This window comes from Sphingobium sp. Cam5-1 (assembly GCF_015693305.1).
GTDB lineage: Bacteria > Pseudomonadota > Alphaproteobacteria > Sphingomonadales > Sphingomonadaceae > Sphingobium.
The window spans coordinates 965,910-978,659 of the sequence record NZ_CP065139.1; the positions used below are offsets into that span (position 1 = coordinate 965,910).

At 65.1% G+C, this 12,750-nt stretch carries 12 protein-coding genes; 1 reads left to right on the forward strand and 11 read right to left on the reverse strand.

What is annotated here, in order from left to right; translation table 11 throughout:
- Positions 1-15: 15 nt before the first annotated feature.
- The 11 genes from IZV00_RS18380 to IZV00_RS21270 form a co-directional block, all read right to left on the reverse strand.
- The gene (locus IZV00_RS18380; RefSeq protein WP_230463426.1) at positions 16-1,776 is read right to left on the reverse strand and encodes a TadG family pilus assembly protein; all 1,761 of its coding nucleotides are present in this window, start codon (positions 1,774-1,776) and stop codon (positions 16-18) included.
- On the reverse strand, positions 1,773-1,991 hold the full coding sequence (locus tag IZV00_RS18385; protein WP_196227036.1) for a hypothetical protein: 219 nt from the start codon (positions 1,989-1,991) through the stop codon (positions 1,773-1,775). Before IZV00_RS18385 ends, IZV00_RS18380 begins: the two co-directional genes overlap by 4 nt.
- Entirely contained in the window at positions 1,991-2,599 is a 609-nt protein-coding gene (locus IZV00_RS18390) for a tetratricopeptide repeat protein (protein WP_196227037.1), read from the reverse strand. The genes IZV00_RS18385 and IZV00_RS18390 overlap by 1 nt, the downstream gene beginning before the upstream one ends.
- Positions 2,596-3,483, reverse strand: coding sequence for a type II secretion system F family protein (locus IZV00_RS18395; protein WP_196227038.1), 888 nt, complete (start codon positions 3,481-3,483; stop codon positions 2,596-2,598). The genes IZV00_RS18390 and IZV00_RS18395 overlap by 4 nt, the downstream gene beginning before the upstream one ends.
- Positions 3,483-4,382 (reverse strand): type II secretion system F family protein, encoded by a 900-nt coding sequence (locus tag IZV00_RS18400; RefSeq protein WP_230463427.1) that lies wholly within the window; start codon positions 4,380-4,382, stop codon positions 3,483-3,485. Before IZV00_RS18400 ends, IZV00_RS18395 begins: the two co-directional genes overlap by 1 nt.
- On the reverse strand, positions 4,379-5,713 hold the full coding sequence (locus tag IZV00_RS18405; RefSeq protein ID WP_196227039.1) for a CpaF family protein: 1,335 nt from the start codon (positions 5,711-5,713) through the stop codon (positions 4,379-4,381). Before IZV00_RS18405 ends, IZV00_RS18400 begins: the two co-directional genes overlap by 4 nt.
- Positions 5,710-6,870: an AAA family ATPase gene (locus IZV00_RS18410; protein ID WP_196227530.1), complete on the reverse strand. Its 1,161-nt coding sequence runs from the start codon at positions 6,868-6,870 to the stop codon at positions 5,710-5,712. Before IZV00_RS18410 ends, IZV00_RS18405 begins: the two co-directional genes overlap by 4 nt.
- 2 nt (positions 6,871-6,872) lie before the next feature.
- Positions 6,873-8,027: a type II and III secretion system protein family protein gene (locus IZV00_RS18415; protein WP_196227040.1), complete on the reverse strand. Its 1,155-nt coding sequence runs from the start codon at positions 8,025-8,027 to the stop codon at positions 6,873-6,875.
- A complete protein-coding gene (gene cpaB, locus IZV00_RS18420) occupies positions 8,024-8,932 on the reverse strand; it encodes a Flp pilus assembly protein CpaB (protein ID WP_196227041.1) in 909 nt (302 codons plus the stop codon). Before cpaB ends, IZV00_RS18415 begins: the two co-directional genes overlap by 4 nt.
- A 273-nt stretch (positions 8,933-9,205) precedes the next feature.
- On the reverse strand, positions 9,206-10,021 hold the full coding sequence (locus IZV00_RS18425; RefSeq protein WP_196227042.1) for a universal stress protein: 816 nt from the start codon (positions 10,019-10,021) through the stop codon (positions 9,206-9,208).
- A 288-nt stretch (positions 10,022-10,309) separates the two neighbouring features.
- Complete coding sequence (locus tag IZV00_RS21270) at positions 10,310-10,456, reverse strand: hypothetical protein (RefSeq protein WP_230463428.1); 147 nt, start codon at positions 10,454-10,456, stop codon at positions 10,310-10,312.
- Positions 10,457-10,802: 346 nt separating this feature from the next.
- Here IZV00_RS21270 and IZV00_RS18430 point away from each other — a divergent pair, with 346 nt between their 5' ends.
- A complete protein-coding gene (locus tag IZV00_RS18430; RefSeq protein WP_196227043.1) occupies positions 10,803-12,746 on the forward strand; it encodes a PrkA family serine protein kinase in 1,944 nt (647 codons plus the stop codon).
- The last annotated feature ends 4 nt before the right edge of the window (positions 12,747-12,750 follow it).

Genomic DNA, 12,750 nt, shown 5'->3' on the forward strand with positions numbered 1-12,750 from the left:
GCGTCGCCAGTCTCCCTAGATCAGCACCGGCACCCCGCAGCGGGCGCCCGTGACCCACACGGTCGCATGGCCAAGCTGGATGCCGAGCGCGGCGAGCAGATTGTCGAGCAGCGGGTCGGCGGTGGTGCCGATGAGCGCCGCCAGCGGCGTGGTGATGGCTCCGAGCAGCTGGGACCGCGTGGCGCTTGCGTCGCAGACGGGCCAGATGCAGAGGTTGAGCGCCTTCACCTGAAGGCCGTTTGCGTCGCTGAGGCTGTTGGTGAGGGATGTCAGCAGCGGTCCCGTCTGCGACCCGTTGCCGATGGTGGCGGGTATTCCGGGCGTGCCGGGGCGTCCGATCGTCCCCTGACCGCCCGGCCCGAAAAGCAGCGTTCCGCTATTGCCCATCACCGGCTGCGCGACCGCGCGGGCGTCAGCGGTGATGAGGTTGAGGACGTTCAGGATGCGCGCGGGGGCTATATCGTCGGCAGAGAGCGGCGGCATCGGGCGGCTCATGGCGTTGGCGGGCGCCTGACCGATATAGGCGTTGACGAGGCCGGAGGTGGCGAGAATGCTCACCCGGCTGTCGCGCGCTTGCTCCGCCGTGTTGGCGCAATCGATCGCGCTGACGTCCGCACGGGCTGCGGCGACGTCGATAAGCAGGGGGACGGATTCGACGCCGATCCCCAATATGTTGAGGTTGAGGCCAAGGTTCAGCTGCAACCGTAGCGCCGATGTGCTGGCGCTGGTTTCCCCCGCTGGTCCGAACGAGAAGCGGGGCCGGTCGATCGGGCCGGTGGCGACAGCGGCGAGGCGGATCGTGCTGCCAGAAGCGACGCGGCTGATGGCGTCGGACAGGTCGATGCTGCCATTGCCCGCCTGAACGGCGAAGGCGAAAAGCTGATAGGCGTTGAGTCCGGCGCGCAGGCCGGGTTGCTCGTCCGCCTCGCCGACGGGCATGTTCTTCCATACGCCAAGGCCGAACAGGCCCTGCAATGGCACGGAGTAGCTGTTGTTCACCCGGCCTGCGACCAGGGTCAGGGTGGCGGCGGTGGCCGGTTGGTCGGCCGCGCTTGCCGCCGCCAGCATCAGGTCGCGCAATCCCACGCTGCGGCTGGTCAGGGCGCCATAGGTGCCCGTTTCGCCGACGCGCTGCGCAAGTGCGTCGAAGAAGCGGCCCGCATCGACATAGCCGCCCATCAGGGACTGGAGGTCGCTGGTTCCCAATTGCAACTGGATACCGAGGAGCCCGCCGAGCAGGTCGTTGACGCTGTTCACCAGCGAATTGGTGACGGTGAGGATGCCAGAACTGACGCCGACGCCCGCTTCGTCGATGCGCGCGGCGGTGGCGGTAACGGCGAGTTCGGGGATGGGATTGGCGCCACCCAGGGCGCGGGTGAAGAATTGACGGCTGGGCTTGCCGGTGCGGATGCGGATGGCATTGGGCTGGCCATTGCCGGGGCAGCGGGTGAAGCTGGCGTCGAACCGCTGGGGCGCGGAAAGGGCCGCGTCGGCGCAATAGCGGCCAAGCTCCACCGAACGCAGGATTGCGGGATCATAGCCGTTGCGGCTGAGGCTGTCGCGGGCGCGCGCCTCTGCCTGCGCTGGATACATGGCGGCGGCGAGGGCGGCGCTTTCCGTGGCGGCGCGCAGGTCGCGGCTCCCGGCATAATAGAGGCCCGCGTCGAGGGCGAAGCCCATCGCGCCGACCAGCACTGCGCCGAATGCCGCGACCATCGGCACCACGGCTGCGCGCCGGTCGTGCCACAGGGGATGGAGGCGGCGGAGCAGCATCATGGGAAGGCGGGCGCGTCGTGATCGGCGGAGCGGGGCAGGCGCTGCCCGATGGATTGCAGATAGCGGTTGCGAATGACCTCTGCTTCTTCCGCGCTGAGGCCGGTGCTTTCCGGGGTGCGGGGTGGTGAGCGTAGCTGCCATTCGATGACGCGGCGCGCCTGATCGGGTTGGGGGAGCGTGGGGGCAGCGGCCGACAGGAGGCAAAGGTAGAGCATCAGCGGTCCTTTGGTGCAGGGAGGCGAGCGGCTTGCGCGGCGATCTGGCGGCGGAGGGCATCACGCTGAGGCTCATCGCGGATGGTGGAGAGGAGGGCTTCCGCCTCGGCATTCTGACCGGCCGCCTTTAGCGCGAGCAGGAGGTTGTTGCGGATCACTGGCGTTCCCGGCGACAGGTCCAGCGCGCCGCGCAGGCTCTCCGCCGCCTCCGCCGCTAGCCCCGCGCGTAGCTGCGCGAAGCCGAGGGCGTTGCGGAGCATGGGATCGGCGGGGCTTGCCTGAACGGCGAGGCTGTAAGGCGCTATGGCCTCGGCCCAGCGTCCGCGTGCGGCAAGCAGATGGCCGCGCACCGCGCTGCCGCCGCCGTCGGGGAGGGCTGCGGCTGCTGCTTCGGCTGCATCGAGGTCGCCCAGGTCGAGCAGGCTGTTGACACGCAGGATGCGGGCGTCTCGGTCGCCGGGATAGCGGCGGTCGAAATCGTCCAGATAGGCGATGGCGGCGCGTGGCCTGCCATCGGCGCGCGCCTGATGGATGAGTTGCAGATAGAGGCTGCGCGTCGAACCGGACGTGTCGGCGGCGGCGAGCAGCAGGGGGAGGAGCCACATCATCGCGCGCTCGCCCGCAAGGTGTCCAGGATGGCGACGACCGGCGGCCCGCCCAGAACGATAAAGAGGGCGGGCATGAAGAAGAGGATCATCAGCACGACCATGCGCACGGTGATGCCGCCCATTGCTTCGCGCGCGCGGGCGACGCGGCGCTGGGTGAATTCGCGGGCGAATTCGCGCAGGGCGGGGGCAAGCTCTATCCCCTGGAACATGGCCTGGCGGAAGAGGGATGCGAGTTCTTTCGCCCCGCTGACCGCTACCCGTGAGGCCCAGCGGTCGAGTGCCAGTTCGTAGCGCATGCCCCGGTCGAGGTCGGTGACGAGCAGGGCGATCAGTTGGCCGTGGTGCGGCACCGCTACCTGTTCGTCGCGGGCGATCGAGCGGAAGCATTGGTCGAGCGATACGCCGCTTGCCAGCATCATCAGCATGAGGTCGAGCAGGAAGGGAAATTCGGCGGTGATCTTCCTGGCTCGGCCGGATGCGAGCAGGTTCAGAGCTTGGCGCGCGCCGACGAAGGCGAGGCCTGCGGCGATGACGATCAGCATCGGGCGTGATAGCCAGCCGTGCCAGAGGATGCGGCAGAGGAGAGCGGCCAGCAGCGCGGCTAGCAGGGTTGCGGCTAGGCGCAGCCAGAGGAAGTGGTTGATGGCGCGGGGGTCCTGATAGCCCGCTAGCTGCAATTGGCGTTCGAGGGTGGACCGGTTGCGGCCCTCAGCTCCCAGGATGGTGGGTAGGCGCAGCGCGGGCTTGGCTTGCCTCGTTGGCGCAAGCCGGGCGAGCCGTGCTTCTAGCCTTTGGTCGGCGATCAGCATCCGGCCGCCGAATAGCGCTATGCCAATGCCGATGAGCGCCATGAGGAGGCAGGCGAGGAAAAAGGCCGAGGGCATCAGAAGGCGAGCCTCATCACCCGGCGCATGACCAGCATGCCTGCGATCTGAAGTCCGATGGCGATGAATGCCATCCGGTGCCCGCGCGCATCGTCGAGGAAGAAGTCGATATAGGCGGGGTTGGACGCCATCAGCAGCGCCATCGCGACGAGCGGCATGGCGATCAGGACGCGGGAGCTGACCTTTGCTTCGGACGTCGCGGCCTTCAGCTCTCGGGCGATGCGGATGCGTTCGCGCAGGATGGCGGAGAGGTTCGACAGCACCGCGCTGACGGGGCCGCCATAGCGCATATTAGTGCGGATCGCGGCGGCCAGCATCGACATTTCAGGAACGCGCAGTCGGTCGGCGAGCTGCTGCATCGCCTCGCTGACCGGGGCGCCGAGTTCGAGACGGCGTGCGGCTGGCGCGAGATAGCTGCGGACGATGCCGGGTGCGTCGGTGAGCGATCGTTCCAGCGCCTGGGGCAGGGAGCTGCCGACGGCCTGCATCTGGCGCACGGCGTCGATGTAGAAGGGGAGTGCTTCGATAAGGGCGTTTACGCGGCGCTGAGCGCGCGCCTTGATCCAGAGGAATATTATGGCTGGCGGGAGGGGCAGCAGGATCACCGTCGCGACCGGACCGGCGGTCAGCAATGTGGCGAGGGTGAGCAGGGCCATGCAGCCGCCAAAGATGCCTATGGCGCGCGTCGTGATCTCCAGCTGCGCGCGGGCCAGCAGTGGCGCCGCGAGGCTGGGGACGGTCAGGCGGACGCTTTGGCGCGACGCGGGGGCATCACCGGGTGCGATTGCCGCCAGCCGTCGCGACAGCCGCGCCTGCTCCCGCGCGCGCATGGCGAGCAGGGGGGAAGCCGCCGCCGCGAGCGTCAAAAGCGCGAGCAGGAGGAACGCTGTGGCCTTCACACTATGCTCTGCCGGAGGGGGCTGGGCGCATAGTCGCGCAGGCGGGGTTCGAAAAATGGGCGGGGCGAGTGGATGCGAAATTCGCCCATTCCGGACATGGCGGGTTGTTCGTGAAAGCTGAACAGTTCGTTGAAGGAATAGGCTTCGCCCTCGACGCCGGTGACTTCCGTCACGCCGGTGACGCGGCGGCTGCCGTTCGACAGGCGCTGGATATGCACCACGACATGCACGCTGCTGGCGATGAAGCGCCGGATCGCGCGGATGTCATTCTGGACCCCGGCAAAGCCCATCAGCATTTCTAGGCGCGCAAAGGCATCGCGGGGGGAGTTGCCGTGGAGGGTCGCCATCGATCCGTCGTGGCCGGTGGACATGGCTTGCAGCATCTCCACCACCTCGACGCCGCGCACCTCGCCCAGGATGATGCGGTCGGGACGCATGCGCAGGGCGTTGCGGACGAGTTCGCGCGCGCTGATTTCCCGGTTGCCATCGACGTTGGGCGGGCGGGTTTCCAATCGGACGACATGGTCCTGCCGCAACTGCAATTCGGCGGCGTCCTCTATGGTGATCAGCCGTTCGCGGTCGCTGATGAAGTGGGACAGCATGTTGAGCAGGGTGGATTTGCCCGCGCCCGTGCCGCCGCAGATCAGGATGTTGAGCCGCGACCGGACGGCGGCGGCCAGATAGGCGGCCATTTCGGCGCTCATCACCTGCCGGTTGATGAAATCCTCTATGCCCAGCGCCTGCATGCGGAACTTGCGGATCGACAGCATAGGGCCGTCCAGCGCCACTGGCGGGATGACGATGTTGACGCGCGAGCCATCGGCAAGGCGCGCATCGACATAGGGGCTGGCTTCATCCACGCGGCGGCCGATGGGGCCGACGATGCGCTGGATGATGTTCATGAGATGCGCGTCGTCGCGGAAGCGTCGGTCCACCTTCTCCAGCAGGCCGCTGCGTTCGACATAGATGGTGCCGGGGCCGTTGACGATGATGTCGTCGATGCTGCCATCGCGCAGCAGCGGCGCGAGCGGGCCGAGCCCGGCGACCTCATCCTCCACATCCTCGATCAGCAGCAGCCGTTCTGCTGCGTTGAGGGCAAGTTGCCCGCGTCTGCTGCGGCTGGTGATGACCTGTTCTATTTCGGCGCGGAGGGCACGGGCGCCCAGCGTTTCGGCGGTGCTGCCGCGTGCTTCCAGCTGTTCGATGACTTGCGCGCAGGTCTGGGCCATGACGGCCTGATAGCTGTCGCTCATCCGCTGGGCGGCTGGTTGCGCTACCGGGGCGGGGCGTGCCGTGCCGCGTGGCAGGCTGGTGTCGAAGAGCAGGCTCATGCCGCTGGTTCCACCTGGCGCTGGAGGAGGCGGCGGAGACGCTCCAGGCTCTTGGACGATCGCTGCGGCTCGATGCCGCAGGCGGTGCGGATCGCGCGCATGTAGCGGTCGGGCGCAGCCTCCATGGCGAGCGGGCGGCCCGCGTTCAGGGCATTTCGCAGGCGGACTTGGTCGATGGGGAGCGGGAGGGTGCTGCTGGTGCGCAGGATGTCGGCCATGCGGCGGCTGTCCAGCAATATGGCGGGCTGATGATCCCAGACGAGCAGGCGTGTGCGTGACAGGCTTGCCTCATCGTCGCCTATGCGCTCCAGCAGGCGGCGGCAGGCGTCCATCTCGCGGATGGATTGCGCGCAGACCAGCTCGATGCGATCGGCGAGCGAGGCGAGCGTGCGCAGGAGGCCCGGATGGCGCAGGCTGCCCGCGCAGAGGATGAGGTCGCCGCAGCAGGCACGCAACAGGCGGACGAGCGCGGCTATGTCGGCAGGCGCTATCCCGGCCGGTTCCGTTCCTGAGCCGCCGTCCAGCGTGAGGAGCATCAGGCCGCTCGGATCATGCCGGGCGAGGGCGCTGGACAGCAGGCTTGCGTCGAGGCGCTCTATGTCGGCAATGGCCGACGCGATGCCGTAGCTGACTGGCAGGTCGAGATAGGCCTCGGCCGCGCTGGTCGGCATGGTGAAGTCGATCAATAGCGTCGAGGAACCGGCGCGGGCTCGGCTGACCGCCATGTCGGTGGCGACGATCGCGGTGGCTTCCGCATCCGCGCCAAGGACCAGGGTCAGCCGTCCGCCCTTGCCATGATCGGCGGTCGAGCGGTTGAGGAGGCGTCCGAGAATGGCGGCGATTTCGTCACCCTCCGCCGCGCGGGGGATGACATCGTCGGCGCCGGAACGGATGGCGTGTAATATCTCGTCGGCACCTGTTTCGCCGGTGACAAGCACGATCGGGCGTCCGGTCGCGCCTTCGGCCACCGCGGACAGGGCTGTTGCTATCGAGCGTTCCGGAGGGATCGCGTCCCGATCCACCAGAATGACGCAGGGGCCTTCAACCATATCCGGCGTGACTGCTTGTGCCAGCTCGACGGCCGCGCGGCCCTGCATGGCTTCGCTGATCCGGGTGGCGAGGCTGTGATCGACCGACAGGAGGATGATGCGCGCCATCGTCATGGCCTCACCACGCCGAAGGGGACGACAGGGTCTTTGGTGTCGAGCAGCGATCCGGGCAGTGCGGGCACATCCTTGGCCTGTACCGGCCCAACCAGACGGGGGGTGGCGACGATGACCAATTCTTGCCGTTCCTTCTGCGTCTGTTGTCGGCGGAAGAAGGCGCCGATCACGGGGATGTCGCCGAGCAACGGCGTCTTTTCTCGTGTGGTCGATTGGCTCGAGTAGCTTAAGCCCGCGATAACGAAGCTCTGGCCGCTACCCAGTTCGACCGTGGTTTCGGCCGATCGGCGGCGCAGGCCGGGCACGACATAGCCCTGTAATTGGACGCCGCTATTATAGTCGAGTTCGCTGACCTCCGGCGCGATCTTCAGCACGATCTGGTCGGGGGAGAGGACGAAGGGGGTGACGGACAGGCGGACGCCGAACTCCTTATATTGGATGGAGATGGCGTTGCCGTTTCCCGACGCCTGCGGCACCGGCACGGGGATTTCGCCCCCGGCAAGGAAGCTCGCCTGTTCGCCCGAGCGGACGAGCAGGGTGGGTTGGGCCAGCAGTTCGGACAGGCCGTTGGAGGAAAGGGCGCTCAGCACCGCGTTGATGCCGCGATTGGGGGCGGACAGGAACAGGTTGAAGGCGTTCTGGATCGGCACGCTGGCATCGAGCGAGGAGCCGCCGGGCGAGAAGCTGGCGCTCTTGAAGCTGCTGGGGGAAACGACCGCGCCTTGAATGTCGCCGCTCAATTTGGAGAAGTTGAAGCCCAAAGCCTTGAGCGTGGAGGAAGACACGGCGGCGAACTGGACATCGACGGCGACGACCTGCTCGCCTGCGACGATGCGGGGACTCATGACCGCGCCCGGCTCCCGCGCGGCTGCGGGGGAGGGCGAAACGGCAAAGCGCGTTTCCGCCATTAGTGACCCGTCGCGGCCAAATATGCTGATTGTGGTGGTGCCTGCGCCTATTCCGGTGACGCTCAAGGACCGGGCGGTTGGCGCGGTGACCGAAATGATGTCGTCGCGATCCACTTCTATCCGGCCAATGGGGCGGGGGTAGGTGAGCGTGCGCTTCTGCTGGATCGACAGCGACCTTTGATCCTGCGCCTGGGCGGGAGGTGCTGCGGCGAGCGCGACTGCGAGGGCGAGGATGAGTTTCAACGCCGGGCGCTCCCCGAATAGATGGTTTCGCGGCGGTCGCCGATGACCAGCTCGATTGGTTGGCGGGGGGCAGGGGCGGGGCGGGCCTGTGCGGCCACGGGCGCAGGGCGCGCGGGTAGGGCTTGGGCGAGCGGGGCGGGATCAGGACCGTTGGAATTGGCTGGTGCGACCGTCACCTGCTCGCTGTCCACCGGATTGCGGAGGGAAAGAGTGAGCGCGCCCGTGCTTTTCGCCAGTGATAGGATGGAGACCTGACGGGGATTGAGTGCCAGTGTCACGGTTCGGGCGGGCGGCGGCGGAGAGGACAGCTGCTCCTTGGTGCCGGATGCTGGCGCGGTGCCGAGGACGGTGTCGCCCACGGCGAGGACCTGAACCATCTGCAACAACGTCTGGGCGCGGCTGCGGCCTGCGCCACGCGCGCCGCTGATGGCGTCGGCGCCGGGATAGACGACCTGTACGTCCACGCGGTCGCCGGGGCGGACGAGGCCCGCCACCGCGATTTCCGCTGTGGTGTCGATGCTGATCGCCCGCATGCCGACGGGCACGCGGATCGCGAGCTTTTCCTCGCCGCCGACCGCGTCCCGGGGGATGAGCGCACCTGCGGCAATGGCGCGGGCGGCGACCTTGCCTATCAGTTCGGCGGGCGTCGCGGCAGTCGGGTGGCGAGTGGGGTCAGCTATTGCATTGCGGATCATGGCGGCGGTGATTGTCTCGCCTGTCCGGATCGGGCGGGCGGCGGATGCAAGGATGACGGGTTGGGGGGATCGACTGTCCGCCGCCGACCGGGCCATCGGGACCGTCGCGGCTGATGACCGTTGCATTTCACGCACGCCCAGCAGCAGGAACAGCATGGCGGCAACCATGCCTGCAACCATCATGATCCTGGCTTTCCACCCCAATTGCATCAATTCCCCCCTTGATCTTGCGTCCACGCAAATCGCTCCGTGTGGAGGCAAGATCCTGTAGCTTCGGGGAATCTATGCGTTATCGGCGGCCGAGGGGACTGGAGATGCCGCCGATTTGATGGGACCGGAGGGGCAAATATTGCCCGGCGTTAACTTCTTTGCCCCGAATTTGCGTGGCGCGGCGTGCGCAAGGGCTTTTCTTGCGTGTGCCCAACCCCGTGAAAGGTTCAATTTGGCGCAATCTCTCCGGATCGGAGCTTCGCTGCGCCCTCTTCAGTGCGCCAGCAACAGCGGAACATGCGCCTCGCGCAGCATCGTGCGGGTTACGCCACCAAAGACGAGTTCGCGCCAGCGGCTGTGCCCGAATGCGCCCATCACCATCCAGTCGGGCTTCAGCACATTGATCGCGGCTTTCAGCGTTGCCTCCACCGTGCGGCCATCCTGCGGCCATGTATGGAATTGCGTCTTGACGCCATGGCGAGAGAGATATTCGGGCGCATCGGTCGCAGGGAAGGGGTATTTGCCCACCTCCTCAACGGTCACAACGTCCACGTCTGCGGCATGCTTCAGCAGCGGCACGGCCAGACGGAGCGCGGCCGACGCCTCGCGCGATCCTTCCCAGGCGACGAGCGCCCGGCCCGTGATCATCATGCCCCGTGCGTCCTCCGGCACGGCGAGGACCGGCGTGCGGCCGCCCATCGCCAGATCGGCGGCGAGATGCAATGGATCGCTCATTTCCCGCCGAGGGCCAGCGGGCAGCGTCACGATCATTAAGTCGCATAAGGCGGACGCTGAAAGCAGGCCGTGAACGATGTCGCCATCCACCTGCCGCCAATCCCAATTCACGTCTTCGCGTTGCAGCCGTTCCTCCACCTTCGCACGCATGCGCGCATCGATCTGATGCAGTTCGGCCATGATCGCGGGGGCGATGGACGCCCCGCCGTAAAGATCCCCGGCGACAAGGTTAGGCATGGAGGTGACCTGTACGCAGTGGATATGCGCATCGAGCGCCCGGGCAATGTCGCTGGCGGCCTGGAGTCGGCTCTCCATGGCGCTATCGTCGTGAATGTGGAGCAGAATGGATGTCATCACACCTCTCCATGCTCTTAAGACCGCGAAAATGGTCGCCTTCTTATACCCTTATTTGCCCATCGCGGTTAATAGCATTTATGTTATATATCCAAAGGCGGGTGTGAACGCCGTGCGCCGGGAAGGCGCATCGGCGAATGGGGGAAGCATCATGCCTGGAATCTTTTCAGCTTCAAGACTGTGGCGCGATCGTGGAGGCGCTACGGCTGCCGAATATGCGCTTTTGCTGGCCATCATCGGTGGCGGGATGGTCGGGGCGACCTGGCTGTTGGGGCAGGCGGTAGGCAGTCAGATGAACCAGCAGGTAGCCCTGTTCGCATCATCCGCAGGGAGTAGCTCGACGAGCTCGTCAAGCTCATCCAGCGGCGGATCGAGTGCTGGTGGCGGCTCTTCGACCGGCGGAAGTAGCTCCAGCACCGGCGGAGGTGGCACCACGACGACGAGTACTGGCGGGACTACGACGGGCGGCGCAAGCTCAGGAAATGGCAGCTCCGGGAACGGGAGCTCGGGTAACGGCAGTTCCGGGAATGGAAGCTCGGGCAACGGCAACGGTAAGAAGTAAGGCGTCGGGAGCGGAGCAAGGAGGCTCGCTCCGCTTGCTGCGACAGAGGTTTGCAGCGGGGCGCACACATGGCCAAGGTGCACGCGTCCCGCAGGCAGCTTATCCTGAAATATCCGGACGGTCAGGAATAATTTTTACACTCATTCAATTTTGTAGGACTATTTTTGCGGGCTCGCGCGTATTATATTCGTAACATGACTACTGCGGCGGGAGTCGTCAGTGACGAAAAGCGAACTGTTTTCGAGCTTCACCCGGAATTTTGACGAACGGCGTCAAGCCGAGATGTCGATTGAGGATTATTTGCTGGGATGCCGCAATGATCCTTTGATGCATGCATCAGCACCGGAACGCCTGCTGGCGGCGATCGGCGAGCCGGAGATCATAGACACATCCCGCGACCAACGGCTCGGGCGGATCTTCATGAACCGCACCATCCGCCGATACAAAAGTTTCGCCAATTTCTACGGCATGGAAGCGACCATCGAACATATCGTCAGCTTCCTGCGTCATGCCAGCCAAGGGTTGGAGGAGCGTAAGCAGATTCTCTATCTGCTCGGCCCGGTCGGTGGCGGCAAGTCTTCGCTGGCGGAACGGCTCAAGGCGTTGATGGAAACGCATCCCATCTATGCGCTGAAGGCCGGGGATGAGATCAGCCCGATCTTCGAAAGCCCGCTCGCCCTGTTCGATGCGGAAACGCACGGCGCGTTCATCGAGGAAAATTACGGCATCCCGCGCCGCCGCCTGACCGGCATGATCAGCCCATGGGCGCGCAAGCGGCTGGATGAGTTTTCTGGCGATATCTCGCAGTTCAAGGTCATCCGCCTGATGCCATCGCGTATGCGGCAGATCGCCATCGCCAAGACCGAGCCGGGCGACGAGAATAATCAGGACATCAGCTCGCTGGTTGGCAAGGTCGATATTCGCAAGCTGGAGATGCTGTCGCAGAATGATCCCGATGCCTACAGCTATTCGGGCGGCCTTAATCGTGCGAACCAGGGGATGCTCGAATTTGTCGAGATGTTCAAGGCGCCGATCAAGATGCTCCACCCGCTGCTGACCGCGACGCAGGAGGGCAATTATATCGGCACCGAAAATATCGGGGCCATTCCCTTTAACGGCATCATCATGGCGCATTCCAATGAATCGGAATGGGCGAATTTCAAGAATAACAAGAATAACGAAGCTTTCATCGACCGCATTTATGTTATCAAGGTGCCCTATAGCTTGCAGGCTACCGAAGAACGACATGTGTATGAAAAGCTGCTGAGGGAGTCGGACCTCAGCAAGGCGCCCTGCGCTCCGGGGACACTGGACATGCTCGCGCGCTTTTCTGTCCTCACGCGGCTGCGGGAGCATGAGAACAGCAATCTCTATTCCAAGATGCGCGTTTATGACGGCGAAATGCTGCGGGAGATCGATCCGCGCGCCAAGAGCATGCAGGAATATCGAGATGCCGCCGGGGTGGATGAGGGCATGTCGGGCACATCGACCCGCTTCGCCTTCAAGGCGCTGTCGGCGACCTTCAACCATGACAGCAGCGAAATAGCCGCCGATCCGGTCCACCTCATGTATGTGTTGGAAGGGATGGTCCGGCAGGAACAATTCCCCGCCGATGTCGAGGCCAAATATCTGGAATTCATCAAGGGCGAGCTTGCGCCGCGCTATGCAGAGTTCATCGGCAATGAAATCCAGAAGGCCTATCTGGAAAGCTATAACGACTACGGCCAGAACCTGTTCGACCGCTATGTCGCCTATGCCGACGCGTGGATCGAGGATCTGGACTTCAAGGACCCGGACACGGGGCAGCTTCTGGACCGGGAGGTCATCAATCAGGAACTCACCAAGACCGAAAAGCCCGCCGGGATCGCCAATCCCAAGGATTTCCGGAACGAGGTGGTGAAGTTCGCGCTGCGCATGCGGGCCAGTAATGACGGGCGCAATCCCAGCTGGACGAGCTATGAGAAGATTCGCGAAGTCATCGAAAAGCGGATGTTCAGCCAGGTCGAGGACCTTCTGCCCGTCATCAGCTTCGGGTCCAAGAAGGATGGCGACACGGCGAGCAAGCATGACGAGTTCGTCGCGCGCATGATCGAGCGGGGCTACACCGAACGGCAGGTCCGTCGGCTGGTGGAATGGTATATAAGGGTCAAGCAGGCCGGATAAATAG

Excerpts from the sequence above, each read along its gene's own strand:
- IZV00_RS18410 (WP_196227530.1), bottom strand. The coding sequence starts at position 6,870 with ATGGCGCGCATCATCCTCCTGTCGGTCGATCACAGCCTCGCCACCCGG.
- IZV00_RS18380 (WP_230463426.1), bottom strand. The coding sequence starts at position 1,776 with ATGATGCTGCTCCGCCGCCTCCATCCCCTGTGGCACGACCGGCGCGCA.
- cpaB (WP_196227041.1), bottom strand. The coding sequence starts at position 8,932 with ATGCAATTGGGGTGGAAAGCCAGGATCATGATGGTTGCAGGCATGGTT.
- IZV00_RS18425 (WP_196227042.1), bottom strand. The coding sequence starts at position 10,021 with ATGACATCCATTCTGCTCCACATTCACGACGATAGCGCCATGGAGAGC.
- IZV00_RS18405 (WP_196227039.1), bottom strand. The coding sequence starts at position 5,713 with ATGAGCCTGCTCTTCGACACCAGCCTGCCACGCGGCACGGCACGCCCC.
- IZV00_RS18395 (WP_196227038.1), bottom strand. The coding sequence starts at position 3,483 with ATGCCCTCGGCCTTTTTCCTCGCCTGCCTCCTCATGGCGCTCATCGGC.
- IZV00_RS18390 (WP_196227037.1), bottom strand. The coding sequence starts at position 2,599 with ATGATGTGGCTCCTCCCCCTGCTGCTCGCCGCCGCCGACACGTCCGGT.
- IZV00_RS18385 (WP_196227036.1), bottom strand. The coding sequence starts at position 1,991 with ATGCTCTACCTTTGCCTCCTGTCGGCCGCTGCCCCCACGCTCCCCCAA.